Here is a 14050-nt window from a genome sequence, read left to right as displayed (position 1 = left end):
TTGCGTCGCCTATCGGCGAGCATCTCCGCTCGCCTTTACCTGATGTTCGACAATCCAGTCCTGCACGTCGCTCACGCGATACATCACAGGGGAGCGCTTCTTGCCCAGGCGAATGTACGCAGGCCCTCGGCCCTTGCAGCGCCAGTTCGCGAGCGTGCGAGAGCTGATGCCCAGCACGAATGCGGCCTCTTTTGAGTCGATGAGAAAAATGGAATCGGTTTCGTTTGTAGCCATGACTGCCTCCTGGCAACAGGCACAGCCGCAATAGCGGCGTGCATCCTGGCCAGAAGGCGCTCCCATCGGATGCGATACGCACATCCGCGCTTCCTGACATGCGGGAATCGGCGAAACCCAATTCGCGCGTCCCGCGAGCCGACCTGCAGCGGTCTTTTGGCCTTGCCCAGCCCGAGCAGGGGTTTGGTGCATCGGACATGGCGTGGGGAGGCTCTGTTTCCCCGAGGCAGCCTCTTAAGGCGTCATGGGAGACGCCACCTGCATCCAGTGGTTAGCGCTCCGAGAAGACGGAAGCGCCAGAGCACGAGGCCTCAAACGGCCTGATGACATCTTACCCCGCTGTGCCATTCTTGCCAAACGGGGAAAATGTCGCTTGATTTTAGGCACATCGCCCGGGAAGACCGATGCTGAGGGCAACGAGAGAGACGCGCCCGTTTTCACGCCGCGTTTTTCGGAAAACAGTTCCATAAAGTCACCATAAGCGGCAGGGCAAGCCCCGCACTTGCAACGCACGCTCGCACGCTCCTCATCCCGTCGTTGCATGATCGGGGCGACGCCGTTGCGGCCTCGCGGCAGTCTTGCGGCAGGGCTTTTCAGGCCCGAACTGCCATCCCAAACCCCCGCCCGCAGGCTCGCAACGCGGGACTGGCAACCCTGGCAGCCCCTCCCGCCACCGCAAAACGGGTAGCGGTGGAAGAAGACGTACACGAAAAGGCAGGGGACGGTCTTACCTGTGTCCATGTACTATTTAGGCTGCCAGGACTGCCAGCGCCCTCTCAGCCCCCATCGCCTCAGAAGGAAGGGCGGCAGGAAGTCGCCGCGCCGACCCCTGCCGCGCACCTGCCAAACCTGCCGTGCGCCACCTTCTCCGCCGCGGCGTCCTCACTTCACGAAAACAGCACACCGACTTTCCGCTCATTTATGAACAGAAAGCCCTTCTACCTGCGCTTTTGCAGATAACGAGGTCTTCTCAGTCACCGAATGTCACGGTAAAACATTCTAAAAACACCGCGAAAGATTCGGAGGAGAAGCCATGGGACAGACGTATAACGAGCTTATAAGAACCGTGACCGAAGACTATCTTGGGGGCATCGACATGGACAGCATCCCGTCCCCAGAAACCATTGAGAATGAGCTGCTCCAAGCCACCAACAACGCCATTGAGAGGTACAACCTCGGTCCTCGTGACGAAAATGCCCCAATCGGCGCAAAACTGAAGGACGCCTACCCCGACCAGAAGCCGCCGGGAGAGCGCCTCAAGAAGCTCAGGGAGCTTCTGCCCCTCCAGATTGCGCTTGCCATCAAGTGGCTCCACCACGCCAAGCTCATCTGCTGGGCGGCAGACGAGGGGGACGGAAACTACGACGTGGGCGTGTACCAGTCGGAGGGGGACGCCAAGGGCGTCTACGACACCAGAAGCGACAACCTCACGCGGCTTATCCGCCGCTATGACGCAACGATCAGCAAACGCAACGTCGATGAGGTCGTTGCGATCTTGCGCGCGGTGTGCGAGGTGGTGTCCCCCTGCACCAAACCCGACCTCGTCGCCGTGAACAACGGCCTGTACGACTATGGCAACAAGATTCTCATGGACTTCGACCCCGAGCTGGTGTTCACCTCCAAAATCGGGACGGACTTCGTGGAAGACGCCCCCAATCCCGTCATCCGCAACAACGAGGACGGCACCGACTGGGACGTGGTGACGTGGATGGACGAGCTTTCCGACGACCCCAAGGTCGTGGAGCTTCTTTGGCAGGTTCTCGGTGCGGTCGTGCGCCCCAACGTCGACTGGAACAAGAGCGCGTGGCTGTACTCGACCCTCGGCAACAACGGCAAGGGGACGTTTTGCACCCTCGCCCGCAACCTCTGCGGCAAGGGGGCGTGGGCGTCCATCCCCATCAAGGCGTTCGGGGACGACTTCAAGCTCGAATCCCTCACGCGCGTCTCCGCCATCATCACCGACGAGAACGACACGGGCACCTACCTGGACGATGCGGCGGCGCTCAAGTCCATCATCACGGGAGACCCGTTCTTGATGAACCGCAAGTTCAAAGACCCGCGCTCGGTGAAGTTCCGAGGCTTCATGATTCAGTGCATCAACTCGCTGCCGAAGCTTCGCGACAAGTCGGAGTCTCTGTACCGCCGCCTTCTGGTGATTCCCTTCGAGAAGCGCTTCGAGGGCTGCGAGCGCAAGTACATCAAGGGCGACTACCTGAACCGACCCGAAGTCCTCGAATACGTGCTCCACCGCATCCTCGCAAAGACCGATTACTACGAGCTTGACGCCCCCGAGGCGACGTGCAGGCTCCTTGCCGAGTATCGCGAGGTGAACGACCCCGTGCGCCAGTTCCTCGACGACATCCTGCCGCAAGTCACTTGGGATTTGCTCCCCTGGCAGTTCCTCCACGACCTGTACCGTCACTGGTCGCGGCGCAACAACCCCTCGGGAAGGGTTCAGTCCAAGCAGGTCTTCGTCAAGGAGGTCAAGGCGCTCCTGCCCCAGCACGGCATCGGATGGAGCTCCACCCAAAACCCCGTCCGCGCCCCCTCAAAGATGGGCTGGCCCGAACCGCTCATCTTGGAGTACGAAGTGACCGAGTGGATGAACAGAGCCTATTGCGGGTCCGACACCGACCGCCGGTGCATGCCCGCCAGCATCAAGGAGCGATACGAGGGGCTGGTGCGAGACGTCCCGCAAGGCGAGCCGTAAGCCAACCCGCAGCCCGCTGAACCTCATGATGCAGGCCGCCGCGAAAGCGAAGCGATCTGCCCCGCACCGCAGGGGTAGTCGCTTCGATCACGGCGGCATCCACTGTCTCGATAGGGACGGACGGCTTTTCGCCTCCGTCCCTTTTCATGTGGCGCTCCGCCGGCACCCAAGCCCGCTGGCGTACGTCCTGAGACGGCATCTGCGAGCGCCTTGCGCTCGCAGCGTTTGCGACCCTAAGGTCGCATCGAGGGGGACTGTCGGCTATGCCGACCGCAGCGCACGCTGCGTCAGTCCCCCTTATGCCCTTTTGCCTTTTTTGCCCCCGAAGCGTATAGCGGAGGGAGCCAAGGCGATTTCTCCTGATATATGGCGTGAAACGCCGTAGAAAACAAGGCGTGTTTCAGGGGTTGAATTTGTCGAAAATTGCGACAGTTGTAGAAAGCGCTTCGGCAAGCCCCATAAACGGGGCAATCTTCTCGGAGTTTTTCTACAAGTCCAGGCGTAAAGTGACGACGTGTAGAAAGTGCGTCTTGAGTGTCCGCGAAGCAAAAAAATAAAGGGCGCAGCGATTGTTTCGCTGCGCCCTTCGGCGTCTTTTCAGTCGTAGATTGTCGGAGCGGGCACGAGCTGCCAAGCCGTGCCTAGATGATTTACCCCAAGGACGTACAGGTCAAGCTCCTCGTCGTAGAACACCGGCTCGCCCGTGTGCCCCATGACAAACGACGGGTCCTGTATGATGTACCACTGGAAAATCTCCTCCCATGGCGCCCAGTCCCCACTTACAAGCTCAAGCGGGCGTTTTGCCATCTCGTTTGCGAGCACCATGTTCCCGCACGTCTCGGCGAGGTCGGCGTAGGTCTTGATGCCGTAGTCACTCATCGCTTTTCCCCTCCGCTTCCCGCTCCTCGATTCGCTTGAGACATTCAGCCACGCAGTAGCGCATGGTGCGCAGGGCCTCGCAGTCGATGCTCTCCGCGAGCATGTCCCCGTCGAGGACGACCTCGCCCAGAGCGTTCACGAACCGCCACTCCATCACGTTGTCGATGCGCTTGAGCACGTCCTTCAGGGTGCCGCTGTCGCGCATAGGGGCGTTGCCGTCCACCTTCGCCATGCGCTCAAGCTCCTTGGCCTTCGCCGAGCAGATGCGGGCGGTGCGCCTGAGCACCTGCGCCCTCCACATGGCCTCCTCCTGGGGGCTGCTGGGTTCAAGACGCTCCCTGTCCATCGTGTACCTCCTTATCTCCGTTTCAGAGGCACCCGACGCCGCAGGCGTCTTTCACGCATGCCCATCCAAAGCCCAGCGAAAGACCTTCGAAAGACCTCCGCAGGGGCTCTGTTCGGGCAGGGGCGCGAAATGGGCTCAGCACAGCCCAGCGAAAGACCTTCGCAGGGGCTTTGTTCGGACAGGGGCGCGAAAAGGTCTCAGAACAGCCCACCGAAAGACCTCGAAAAGCCCTTCAAAGGCCGGTGCGCTGTTGCTGATCCTGTTTCGCGGTATTCCGGAGCATCTGGGCAAAAAACAAGGGGAGCACCCGCTATGCGGATGCTCCCCTTGTTCGGGAAACGGACACCTGCACGCGACCGGAGGGAGCGCGCGGGTCTGTGAGGGCTATGCCCGAACACAGCACGCGCCGTGATGGTCTCGTCGTTACTGACGAGCACCGCACGAACTGCAATACACGTAGTCCACGTAGGTTTCGGTCGTGTAGGAACCATGGTCTTCCTTGTGGGAACCAATCTGAACCGTCTGGTTCTCGTAGACAGGCTCGGTGTGATAGTTACCCATACAGCCCTGCTTAACGAGTGCTACAGCGTGCGCCTTTGCATCGCTAAGGCTGGTCGTGACGTAACCGTCCTCAGGGAATACCCAACGAGTTCCAGTCTGAACCTGCTGGGTGCCGTAGTCGGGCACGTCGACCCAGTTGCTCACCCATACCTGACGGGTAGCCGTGTGGTTCACCCAAGTATGGGTATGGGCAGGCTTGGAAGGCTGACTGGACTGAGAAGGCTTGCTGGAAGCAGAATCAGAGTTCGAAGAACCGTTGTTGGAAGGCTGGGAACCAGCATTGCTGTCGGCCTTATTGCCATCATTCTTGGCAGACGGCGTCGTCTGTGCAGGCTTGTCGTTGACATCGACGTCCTTGTCGGCGTCAGTCGCCTCCTGCTTGGTCTTGTCGCTCGCGTTCGGGTTCTTGGCGACGTTGCCGTCGAGCTTGTCGAGGATGCTGGTACCGGCATCGCCCTTCAAGGTCTCGTCACCCTTCTTGATGGCGTCCTTGGTCTTGTTGACGATGTCGGCGAGCATGTCGTCGGTTACCTTGTCGGCGGGAATCTGCGCCATAGGGCAGTTGACGGCAGGCGCGGTCTTCGCGTCGGCGTCGACGGTGATGTCGACGGGAGCGCCCGTGTCGTAGATGTCGAAGGCGGAGCCGTCGGAGTTGACGGGGCTGACGAAGCTCACGGTGTAGTCGCCCTCGGCGAGTTCGACCGTGGAAGTGCCCTTGTTGCCATCGGCATCGGGGGTCACCGCGTGGTAGAAGTCCACGTCGTCGCCCTCGATATGAGCGATGGCGGGCGTGGAGTTCTCGTCCCAGCCGTGGTCGGCCGTGACGCTGAGGGTCACATCGACAGTTCTTGACTCCTGCTGTTCTGGTTGTTGCTCGGACGTTGCGAACGCTCCACTTGCCACGGCTATCGCAACAACGATCGCAACAACGATCGCAGCGGCTATCGCTGCGGCTTGGGGCTTATGCGAGCGCGCCCACTGGGATAATCCGTTCATTATCCATCCCCTTTTCTTTCATGGTGGTTTCGAGTTGCCTCGTTATGTCAACCGCGTCATTACTTAGCGCTTTCCCATCGCGCGAGCCATCCAGTCGAGGTTGCCGCTCGCACTGGCGGTGTTCGCGTTTATCTGCTGAGCCTGATTGAGAATCTGCCCCTGCATGAACAGGTTGCCTATTTGCAGCATGTTGCCGATGCGCTGCTGGTTGAGAATCTGCTGCTGGCCCGCTTCCATGCGGCGCTGGTGCATCTCGGTCTCGTAGAGGTTGACCATCTCCTGTACGGTGGTGGCGCGATGGTTGCGCACGGCAGCAAGGAAGAAATCCACGGCTTCGATGCTGTCGTAATCCATGGGGTACCACGGGGCGACCTGCGAAGCCCATTGCTGCTGTACGGCGAAAATCTCCTGCTTGGTTTGCTCGATGCTCTGGGCTAGGGCCTGGTTGTTGGCTTCAACTCGTTGGTTGCTTTGGTCAATCGCGGCATTTCTCTGGGAGCGGCTTTTGTCCGCCGTCTTCGCTATGACCTTGTATAGAATCGCACCGATGATAGCTGAGACGATGAGGTTCACGATATTCCAGACCGCCAATTGAAGCTCCGTGCCTCCCATCGAGAAGAACGGAAGGGTAGGGAGATACGTTATCACCTTAAGTGGCGTGCTCGTGATAAGCGTGAACGCGATAAGGAAGCCCCCGATTGCATAGAGAACAGGGTGCCTTTTAGTCTTCTTTTCCGTCTTGGCGGCAAACTGAGTGGTGAGCTGGTTGATGCGTTGCTGAAGACTGACCACGCGGTGCATCAGGTTATGAGCGATTGTGATACCCGATAGCAGGTTTTCCTGCTCGTTCATTGGCGTCATCGCATTACCTCCTGTTTTTTCGTTGTGTTAGACCACTTTGGATACTGGGACTTTTCCTATAATCTTTCTTGCTTAAATAGCAGGCGAAAGCGAAGGAGCTCCTATGGTCACCAAGGATGATGCGTGTTGGATAATCGGCCTTTCCGCAGGTGCGGGCATTGGCGTATATCTTGATGGCGGCTGGGGCGTCGATGCGCTTGTCGGGCGTGAGACCAGGGCTCATAACGACATCGACCTGTTCGTTCAGCGCGGGGATTACCAAAGGTTCGTGGATCTAATTGCTGATGAGGGGTTTTCCGAGGTGGCTGCATCTTTCACCACCGAAGATCACACGGTGTGGCAAGACGAGGCGGGGCGCATCGTCGACCTGCATTGCTTCGATTTCGCCGAGAATGGCGATATTCTGTATCAGGGAGATCGTTTTCCCGGGGAGGTCTTTTCGGGGAGGGGGCGCATCGGCGAGGTGGAGGTGTCGTGCATCGACCCCGAAAGCCAGCTGTTGTTTCACTTGGGCTATCAGCATGACGAGCACGACGTCCACGATGTCATGCTCCTATGCCGTGAGTACGGTTTCGACGTTCCCGAAGAATATCGCTAGCTGTTGCTTTTTGCATCGGGTCACGACTTCAGCGCTTGCCGCAGATGCGCTGCGCCAGACCGCCCTGGACATCACGCCACGCCGTATATGGCCCTCCGCGCACGCGAGTCCCATTTCGCCTGCTTGATCCAGTACTCGTAGAACGGATAGGGGGTCACCTTGTACTGGCGCCAGGTCTTCTCGTACGTGCCGCGGGCCGCCTGCCTCACTATGAGCTCGGCGAGCTCGTCCGCGCTCCTGCGGACCTTGAAGCACCACGTCCACTTGAACCAGGCGAGGTAGTTCTCGAGGCGTCTCGTGGAGACGCCCCGGAACCTGCCGATGAAGTGCCTCATCTGGGAGTGGAGGCTGTTCACCCTGTTGATGGCGTGCTCCTCCCTCTTGCTGGCGATGTGCTCGCCGACGCCGAGGGCGGGCAGGACGCGGCGGTACACGTGCGCACGGTCCGTCGAGATTATCGCGCCGACCGCGAGCTTGTCGGCGAGCAGCTCCCTGGCTGCCGCCTCGTCGAGGCCGCCCCTCCCCGCGATCTCGTAGAAGATGTCGCCGGCGTCGTTGATGCCGGTGAGCACGCATATCTTCTCGTGCCCGTCGGTTCCCTGCGACCTTGCGCGGGGCTTCCTGGGCACGCCGGACTCCGACCTGGAGCGGTTTCCCTTGAAGCTCTCCCTGAAGAAGCACTCGTCGAGCTCGGCCCCGCCGCCGGCCTCCACGCGGAAGGCGGGCATGCGCTTGGCCATGGCCTCGAGCAGCCTGTGGCGCATGAAGAACGCCGTCTTGAGGCACACGCCGCACTTTTCCGCCGACTCGCGCAGCGGGAGCATGTCCACGTGGCACTCCGCGAACCTCATCCAGGCCGACCTGTCGAGCTTGGTGGTGGAGAAGATGCGCATGGTGGCGTCGGTGAAGGTCCTGGCGCACCCTCGGCAGAGGAACCGCTGACGGCCGCGCCCGTCTCGCCCCCTCTTCACGTAATGCGGGGAGCCGCACCAGGGGCAGGCTCTGTCGGGATCGTCTTCCGCCCCCTCGCTTGCCGCGAGGTCGAACAACTCCGCGTCTATCAGCGCCTTGAGCGATCTCAGGGCCCTGCTCTTCTCGGCAGCCGTCATCTGCGGGAGGAACTGCCTCGTCAGCTGGGTGAGCACGTCTTCCATTGCAACCTCCATATTTCCTGATGATGGAATTGTCGCAATTGGGGGTCCTGCTGCGTGTACTGTGCATAGGACACTTATCCAAAGCGGTCTAACACAACGTGTTTTTTTGACTCACTAACGCTCTCGCCTCGTTCGTAAGAATGAGGTCTCAAACATTAACTGCATGCATGAAATACAGCCTTTCCAGTTTATTATATTTGAGGCTAATCGCCCATACGATTCAAGGCAACTTGATTTTGACGGGCGGTTAAAATGAAATACTTCGACATAGGACAGCGCATCAGGCGTTACCGCAAAGCCTGCGGGCTGTCGCAGGAGGCGCTCGCGCAAAAAGTTGGAATATCGGTAACGCACATGAGCCACATCGAAACGGGCAACACCAAGCTGAGCTTGCCCGTGCTCGCAAAGATTGCAGAGGAGCTGTCGGTAGGCACCGACGCTTTGCTCAGTGACGCCCCAAAACCCGACAAGGCGAAGCTTTCCGCCGAGGTGCAAGAGATTCTTGATTCATTCGAGATTGACGAGTTGCCCGTTGCGGTTGAGGTGCTCCGAGCGCTCAGAGATAGCCTGGCGAAACGCAGGGTCTAAGGCTTTTTTCGCTCATACATATTACCATACAGATTACTTTGGGCATTTTTGCCCCAAGGCAACGAAAAAGCCCTGAACCGTTTTACCAGTTCAGGGCTGAAATTTTGGTCGCGGGGGCAGGATTTGAACCTACGACCTCCGGGTTATGAGCCCGGCGAGCTACCAACTGCTCCACCCCGCAATATGTTGTGTGCGCCTCAGCGCAAGAAAAGATACTATGCTCTTAACCATGCTTAGTCAAATATGTGAACGTTTCTCCACATTTGCTTGTGATGTCCTCCTTCCGGAAGCAGAACAGACGAGAAAGGACTTGCATGCACATCCAGGAGATTGCAAGCTGCACGCCCAATCTCTCAGATGAGCTTCTGGGCGTATGGGAGCGCCCTGTCAGAGCCACCCGTCATCTCCTCGCCGAATCCGATATCGTCCGCATCCGGGCTTACGTCCCTAAAGCAATTCAGACAGTCGAGCACCTTGCCGCGGCTGAGGACAGCGATGGCAAGACGCTTGCGCTCATAGGTGCGCAGGAAGGCAGGCCCGAGATGCTCTTCGTCGACAGCAGCTGCCGGGGCGGGGCATAGGCTCGACCCTTCTCGATTACGCTCTCTCCCATTGGGATGTCAGCAAGCTCACCGTGAACGAGCAGAATCCTCAAGCCATAGCGTTCTACGAACACAAGGGCTTTGTGGCATACATGCGCACCGATACCGACGAGGAAGGCGAACCTTTCTCACTCATCTGCATGCGCCTTGCTGATCGCTGAAGCTCATCAGCGACAAGACAAACGGACGTAGAATGAGTTCCAGCTCCACCCTCATGGAAAGGGATGCTGGATGAAGAGATATGCCGTACCAATCTGTCTGCTTGCTGTCTTCGAGGCAGTGGGCATCTCGCTCTGGCTCACGAAGGAAAACCTCTTCTATCTCTTCAACTTCAGCTATATCGGGACTGCCCTCTCCCTTTCCCTTGCCCTCTTCATCCAGGGCAACAGGAATGCCAGAAGGATTGCCCAGCTCATGGTCGGCCTCTACATGCTTGTCTATCTGGGACTCATCTCCCATGAGAACATGCAGATCGAAGGGTTCTGGTACTACCTCTTCCTTGGCAGCTTCGAGGCAGCAACCATACACTATGCGGTAGCAAAGATATTCGGCCCGCTTCTCTTTGGCCGCGGCTGGTGCGGCTATGCCTGCTGGACCGCTATGGTCCTCGACTTCCTCCCCTATCCTGTGCCTCAGGAGCCGAGGAAGAAGATCGGCTGGATCCGCTATCTCACGTTCGCAGCTTCCCTCATCTTCGTCGCCGCACTCTTCGTGGCGCAGGTAGCCAATATCGAAGACATCATGTTCTGGGCCTTCATCGCAGGAAATGCTGCCTACTACGCCCTCGGCATCGCACTTGCGTTTGCCTTCAAGGACAACCGCGCCTTCTGCAAATACATCTGCCCTATCACAGTGTTCCTGAAGCCCATGAGCTATTTCTCGCTCGTACGGATCACCTGCGACCACACGAAGTGCATCTCCTGCAACAGATGCCGGAAAGTCTGCACAATGGATGTCGATATGCTTGATGATTCGAGGAAGCGCAGGAATGGCACCGAGTGCATCCTCTGCCTTGAATGCGTGAAAGCCTGTCCGAAGAAGGCACTCTAGCCATAGCGGTGCCACCAGCCGACTCATCTGTCCATTAAGTTATTGCACACTAACATCTATCCTGTGCTGATCTAGAATCATCTCAGCATCAGCCGCAGCAGGATGGAGGCCCTTATGGACCAGCGATTCGAAGGCGTTCCAGATACTCTCTTCATCCCGCTCTGGGCGAGGATAGAAGCTTCGAAGAGATTCCCTGAGCTTCTCTTTGACCAGCGCGCGCTCGCACTCGAGCCGGCGCTGGCAGGACGTGCTCTTGTCGGCACGACTTCCTAGACTTCCTAGTTCAATCTGCTCTCTTCTGCCGTCCGTGCCCATGTGATGGACGCGATGGCAGAGGACTTCATCGCAGCGCACGGCCTCTCGACCCTCATCGTCCTTGGCTGCGGGCTCGATGCGGCAAGCTCACGGATAGATGGCAGGGGTTCTGTCTTCTTTGAGCTCGATCTGCCTGATGTGATTGCTTACCGCCGCCAGGTCCTCGGCGAGGATCCGGATGAGCACCTCATCGCCCACGACCTCTTCGACCTTGCCTGGACGGATGCCGTGCCACACGACAAGCCCATTCTCATCTACGCCGCAGGCGTCTTCCCGTATTTCATTGAGGAGAGGATTGTCTCGCTCATGCAGGATCTCAGGCGCATCTTCCCCGGCGCCGAGCTCATCTTCGACGCCGTGGACTCCCGCGGCCTCCGCTATGCAGAGCGGTATGTGGAGAAGACCGGAAATGCTTCTGCAGCGATGCATTTTGCAGTCGACGATGCCGCTGCCTTCGCCGAGAAGGCAGGCGTCACCCTGATTGCCCGTGAGCACTTCTTCGGCGACGCTCGCAGGCTCTTGAAAGGCAAGATCGGCCTCTATACAAGGATTTCCATGCAGGTATGCGACCGCCAAGGCAGGCTCAAGGTCATCCGTGTGAAGCTCTGAGCATCATGCATGTGCATTGCTCCGCTTCATTGAGCTTTCAGTGGGTAGAAAGAAGGATGCATGCAATGGAATCGAGGCCGCTATGGAGTGTCTTCTTGCGTTTCCGATCGGCTATGCCTTCGGCTGCTTTCTGACGGCAGATGTCGTCTGCCGCGCAATTACGCACAAGAGCGTCTTTTCCATCGGCGATGGAAACCCGGGGATGGCAAACGTCGGGCATGTGCTCGGCACGAAGGCAGCGCTTGCCGTCCTTTCAGGCGACATCCTGAAGACGCTTGCCGCAGTCCTCATCTCCTGGGCGCTTCTAGGGCATACGCTTGCCGTCACGCTCTGGGCAGGGCTTGGCGCCACAGCGGGGCACAACTTCCCGATCTGGCATCATTTCCAGGGCGGCAAGGGCGTCACGACGACCTGCTCCACGATCATCCTCGCCTCGCCTCTTGCAGGCATCCTCTCCTCTATCGCAGGCTTTGCCGTAGGCGTCGTCGCTCTGGGCTATCTCTGCCTCGGCGCGCTTCTGATTCCCTCGATCTTCTTCGTCTGGATTGCGATCGCAGGTGCCGGCGCCTGGGCACTCGTGCCGGCAGCGCTCCTCGTCCTTCTCATGTTCAAGGCGCATCTTCCCGCAGCTCTCCACATCAAGGATGGCTCGACGCCCCATGCATCGATAGCCGACAAGACGCTCGAGCTCCTGCACCTCAAGAAGTCCTAAGGCCAGATCGAAAGCGCAATCAGGGTCTGTGCTGCATAGTAGAGGACAAGGCTCCAGGTTCGCCGCACCTGCGTATGCCTCTCGCCGAACGAGTTCAGCACAAGCAGCGTGTCTGACACAAGAAACGAGATGCCGCCGGCAGCAAAGAGCGTCTGCTGAAGAGAAGGCATGCTGAGGCAGGCGGCAGCCGCAAACCCTGCTGTAAGGCCGACGACCGCGATATAGGCAGCACCTGCCAAGGCAAAGAGGCTGCGCTCATGCACGGACTTCGAGAGCCGCCAGAAGATGATGGCCAGGACTGCTGCCGTCACGACGAGCGCCGGCACGGGGTGTCTCACAAGCGAGAGCAGATAGCTGATGTAGCAGAAGTGCCCTGCCGCAAAGAAGAGGGCGCCAATCGTGAAGAGCTTCTTCTCCCGTACCTTGACCGCCCGCACGTCCGCATCTTTCTTCTGGATGAAGCGCAGGGCATGGAGGATATCTCCGACCATGCCAAGAAGAAGGCCAAGGCAGACCAGAAGCGAAGCCGGAATCCTCGGCGGCACGAAGGCGCCCACCAGACCGAGTGCAACGAAGGCAGCCGAAGCAAGCGCCTTCAGGACCGCCGCGGCAACGTAGCGGCCCTGGGCATCCTTGCATATGAAGACGCCTTGCAGGATGGCACCTGCAGCGATGAGCGACGGAGCGATGAGCTCTGGCATGGCATTCCTACCTGTCCTCAGGGAAGATGATGCCGCACTGACGTCTGATGTCGTCCATCACGGCAAGCGAGGCAAGCGTGAGCTTCTCGTGCTCTGCTGCTTCGGCAAGAGCTTCCGAGTCGCCCTGGATTGCATGGACGAAGGAGGCAAGCTCGAACTGCATGTCGTTTTCCGGCATATCGACAGAGGTGGTCTCTGCCCCTTCCCCGCCAATCGTTCCGTACACCATGCCCTTGTCCACATAGGGCGTGAACGTGAAGGTTCTGGGGCAGGATGTCTCTTTCCAGAAGAGCGTGCCGGCAGAGCCCTCGATCTGGGAGGCGAGATAGTCATTCGACACCTTGCCGTATGAGAGATTCACGAGGAAGCCCGGATAGGAAAGGATGGCCTCTCCCGCAAGGTCGATCGTCGTATAGGGATCGTCGGCGCTCCGCCCCTCCACTTGATGTGTCACGGCAGAGGCCTTGACGGACTCAGGGGCACCGAAGACCTGGAGCGCAGACTCGACGCAGTAGACGCCGATGTCCATGAGGGCACCTGCTGCCATGTGCGGATCGAAGATGTTCACATGCTCGCCCGCTACGAGCTTCTTGATGCGCGACGTCACCTTCGAGAAACGGAAGGTCGCAAGGCGCGCCTTGCCGGTCTTTTCCGCAGCGTTCTTGAGGTAGGCTGCACCAGGGCCGAACGTGTTCCGTGCTGCTTCGAGAGCGACAAGGCCCTGCTCATGGGCAAGTCCGAAGACCTCTTCGGCGAGCTTCCTGTTTGCAGCAAACGACTTCTCGACGAGCACGTGCTTGCCGCCAGCAAGAAGCGTCTTTGCCTGCTCCGCATGAAGCGCGTTCGGCGAGCCGATATAGATGGCATCCACCTTGTCGCTTGCAGCAAGCTCCTCGAGAGACGAGAATGCGAGCTGCACGCCATGCGCCTCTGCAAAGGCGCGGGCATCCTCTTCCTTCCTGGAATAGGCTGCTACGTACTCTGCTTCCGGCACCTGGCCGAGCGCATCAAGGAAGCGCTCCGTGATGGCAGACCTGCCGATAGTTGCAATCCGTACCTTATCCATCCGATCCTCCTGACGCCGTGTGCACTGCCAGAAGCATACCCGAGCTTGTTCTTCCTGATAAGGATTCT

General features: G+C 59.0%; 17 protein-coding genes and 1 tRNA gene. 9 read left to right on the top strand and 9 right to left on the bottom strand.

Going from position 1 to position 14050, the window contains the following annotated elements:
• Window positions 1–9 precede the first annotated feature (9 nt).
• Window positions 10–234: a helix-turn-helix transcriptional regulator gene (locus tag VXJ24_RS09325; protein ID WP_309321154.1), complete on the bottom strand. Its 225-nt coding sequence runs from the start codon at window positions 232–234 to the stop codon at window positions 10–12.
• Between the two features lie 1033 nt (window positions 235–1267).
• On the opposite strand from VXJ24_RS09325, the gene VXJ24_RS09320 reads away from it, so the two are divergent.
• Window positions 1268–2944 carry a DNA primase family protein gene (locus VXJ24_RS09320; protein WP_309321155.1) on the top strand — a complete coding sequence of 559 codons (1677 nt, stop codon included), beginning with the start codon at window positions 1268–1270 and terminating at the stop codon, window positions 2942–2944.
• Window positions 2945–3541: 597 nt separating this feature from the next.
• Here the strand turns inward: VXJ24_RS09320 and VXJ24_RS09315 are convergent.
• The 4 genes from VXJ24_RS09315 to VXJ24_RS09300 all read right to left on the bottom strand — a co-directional run bounded on the left by VXJ24_RS09315 (window position 3542) and on the right by VXJ24_RS09300 (window position 6587).
• Window positions 3542–3823 carry a hypothetical protein gene (locus tag VXJ24_RS09315; RefSeq protein ID WP_309321156.1) on the bottom strand — a complete coding sequence of 94 codons (282 nt, stop codon included), beginning with the start codon at window positions 3821–3823 and terminating at the stop codon, window positions 3542–3544.
• Window positions 3816–4169 (bottom strand): cAMP-binding protein, encoded by a 354-nt coding sequence (locus VXJ24_RS09310; RefSeq protein ID WP_329935959.1) that lies wholly within the window; start codon window positions 4167–4169, stop codon window positions 3816–3818. The genes VXJ24_RS09315 and VXJ24_RS09310 overlap by 8 nt, the downstream gene beginning before the upstream one ends.
• A 423-nt stretch (window positions 4170–4592) precedes the next feature.
• On the bottom strand, window positions 4593–5726 hold the full coding sequence (locus tag VXJ24_RS09305) for a hypothetical protein (RefSeq protein ID WP_330972653.1): 1134 nt from the start codon (window positions 5724–5726) through the stop codon (window positions 4593–4595).
• 63 nt (window positions 5727–5789) lie between these two features.
• On the bottom strand, window positions 5790–6587 hold the full coding sequence (locus VXJ24_RS09300; RefSeq protein WP_329964896.1) for a hypothetical protein: 798 nt from the start codon (window positions 6585–6587) through the stop codon (window positions 5790–5792).
• 103 nt (window positions 6588–6690) lie between these two features.
• Here VXJ24_RS09300 and VXJ24_RS09295 point away from each other — a divergent pair, with 103 nt between their 5' ends.
• Window positions 6691–7185 (top strand): nucleotidyltransferase domain-containing protein, encoded by a 495-nt coding sequence (locus VXJ24_RS09295; RefSeq protein ID WP_039689008.1) that lies wholly within the window; start codon window positions 6691–6693, stop codon window positions 7183–7185.
• A gap of 71 nt (window positions 7186–7256) precedes the next feature.
• Here VXJ24_RS09295 and VXJ24_RS09290 read toward each other — a convergent pair whose 3' ends face one another.
• Window positions 7257–8339: an IS1595 family transposase gene (locus tag VXJ24_RS09290; protein ID WP_052241584.1), complete on the bottom strand. Its 1083-nt coding sequence runs from the start codon at window positions 8337–8339 to the stop codon at window positions 7257–7259.
• Window positions 8340–8591: 252 nt separating this feature from the next.
• Here VXJ24_RS09290 and VXJ24_RS09285 point away from each other — a divergent pair, with 252 nt between their 5' ends.
• A complete protein-coding gene (locus VXJ24_RS09285) occupies window positions 8592–8927 on the top strand; it encodes a helix-turn-helix domain-containing protein (RefSeq protein WP_309321160.1) in 336 nt (111 codons plus the stop codon).
• A 105-nt stretch (window positions 8928–9032) separates the two neighbouring features.
• Here the strand turns inward: VXJ24_RS09285 and VXJ24_RS09280 are convergent.
• Window positions 9033–9108 (bottom strand) — tRNA-Met (locus VXJ24_RS09280).
• Window positions 9109–9241: 133 nt separating this feature from the next.
• On the opposite strand from VXJ24_RS09280, the gene VXJ24_RS09275 reads away from it, so the two are divergent.
• The 6 genes from VXJ24_RS09275 to VXJ24_RS09255 all read left to right on the top strand — a co-directional run bounded on the left by VXJ24_RS09275 (window position 9242) and on the right by VXJ24_RS09255 (window position 12215).
• Entirely contained in the window at window positions 9242–9508 is a 267-nt protein-coding gene (locus VXJ24_RS09275; RefSeq protein WP_330972652.1) for a GNAT family protein, read from the top strand.
• Window positions 9490–9690: a GNAT family N-acetyltransferase gene (locus VXJ24_RS11515; RefSeq protein ID WP_430623819.1), complete on the top strand. Its 201-nt coding sequence runs from the start codon at window positions 9490–9492 to the stop codon at window positions 9688–9690. The genes VXJ24_RS09275 and VXJ24_RS11515 overlap by 19 nt, the downstream gene beginning before the upstream one ends.
• A 70-nt stretch (window positions 9691–9760) precedes the next feature.
• Entirely contained in the window at window positions 9761–10579 is an 819-nt protein-coding gene (locus tag VXJ24_RS09270; protein WP_330972651.1) for a 4Fe-4S binding protein, read from the top strand.
• 114 nt (window positions 10580–10693) lie between these two features.
• Window positions 10694–10852, top strand: coding sequence for a hypothetical protein (locus tag VXJ24_RS09265; RefSeq protein WP_330972650.1), 159 nt, complete (start codon window positions 10694–10696; stop codon window positions 10850–10852).
• A gap of 15 nt (window positions 10853–10867) precedes the next feature.
• On the top strand, window positions 10868–11503 hold the full coding sequence (locus tag VXJ24_RS09260) for a class I SAM-dependent methyltransferase (RefSeq protein WP_330972667.1): 636 nt from the start codon (window positions 10868–10870) through the stop codon (window positions 11501–11503).
• A gap of 82 nt (window positions 11504–11585) precedes the next feature.
• Window positions 11586–12215 (top strand): glycerol-3-phosphate acyltransferase, encoded by a 630-nt coding sequence (locus VXJ24_RS09255; protein WP_330972649.1) that lies wholly within the window; start codon window positions 11586–11588, stop codon window positions 12213–12215.
• Here VXJ24_RS09255 and VXJ24_RS09250 read toward each other — a convergent pair.
• Window positions 12212–12916: a lysoplasmalogenase family protein gene (locus tag VXJ24_RS09250; protein ID WP_330972648.1), complete on the bottom strand. Its 705-nt coding sequence runs from the start codon at window positions 12914–12916 to the stop codon at window positions 12212–12214. The genes VXJ24_RS09255 and VXJ24_RS09250 overlap by 4 nt on opposite strands.
• A gap of 7 nt (window positions 12917–12923) precedes the next feature.
• Window positions 12924–13982, bottom strand: coding sequence for a Gfo/Idh/MocA family protein (locus tag VXJ24_RS09245; protein ID WP_330972647.1), 1059 nt, complete (start codon window positions 13980–13982; stop codon window positions 12924–12926).
• Window positions 13983–14050: the final 68 nt, after the last annotated feature.

Source organism: Olsenella kribbiana (assembly GCF_036408795.1).
GTDB lineage: Bacteria > Actinomycetota > Coriobacteriia > Coriobacteriales > Atopobiaceae > Olsenella_L > Olsenella_L kribbiana.
This window is presented reverse-complemented; position numbering and strand designations above follow the sequence as displayed.

Coding starts and splice junctions, on each gene's coding strand:
- VXJ24_RS09325 (WP_309321154.1), bottom strand. CDS start 234: ATGGCTACAAACGAAACCGATTCCATTTTTCTCATCGACTCAAAAGAG.
- VXJ24_RS09320 (WP_309321155.1), top strand. CDS start 1,268: ATGGGACAGACGTATAACGAGCTTATAAGAACCGTGACCGAAGACTAT.
- VXJ24_RS09315 (WP_309321156.1), bottom strand. CDS start 3,823: ATGAGTGACTACGGCATCAAGACCTACGCCGACCTCGCCGAGACGTGC.
- VXJ24_RS09310 (WP_329935959.1), bottom strand. CDS start 4,169: ATGGACAGGGAGCGTCTTGAACCCAGCAGCCCCCAGGAGGAGGCCATG.
- VXJ24_RS09305 (WP_330972653.1), bottom strand. CDS start 5,726: ATGAACGGATTATCCCAGTGGGCGCGCTCGCATAAGCCCCAAGCCGCA.
- VXJ24_RS09300 (WP_329964896.1), bottom strand. CDS start 6,587: ATGACGCCAATGAACGAGCAGGAAAACCTGCTATCGGGTATCACAATC.
- VXJ24_RS09295 (WP_039689008.1), top strand. CDS start 6,691: ATGGTCACCAAGGATGATGCGTGTTGGATAATCGGCCTTTCCGCAGGT.
- VXJ24_RS09290 (WP_052241584.1), bottom strand. CDS start 8,339: ATGGAAGACGTGCTCACCCAGCTGACGAGGCAGTTCCTCCCGCAGATG.
- VXJ24_RS09285 (WP_309321160.1), top strand. CDS start 8,592: ATGAAATACTTCGACATAGGACAGCGCATCAGGCGTTACCGCAAAGCC.
- VXJ24_RS09275 (WP_330972652.1), top strand. CDS start 9,242: ATGCACATCCAGGAGATTGCAAGCTGCACGCCCAATCTCTCAGATGAG.
- VXJ24_RS09270 (WP_330972651.1), top strand. CDS start 9,761: ATGAAGAGATATGCCGTACCAATCTGTCTGCTTGCTGTCTTCGAGGCA.
- VXJ24_RS09265 (WP_330972650.1), top strand. CDS start 10,694: ATGGACCAGCGATTCGAAGGCGTTCCAGATACTCTCTTCATCCCGCTC.
- VXJ24_RS09255 (WP_330972649.1), top strand. CDS start 11,586: ATGGAGTGTCTTCTTGCGTTTCCGATCGGCTATGCCTTCGGCTGCTTT.
- VXJ24_RS09250 (WP_330972648.1), bottom strand. CDS start 12,916: ATGCCAGAGCTCATCGCTCCGTCGCTCATCGCTGCAGGTGCCATCCTG.
- VXJ24_RS09245 (WP_330972647.1), bottom strand. CDS start 13,982: ATGGATAAGGTACGGATTGCAACTATCGGCAGGTCTGCCATCACGGAG.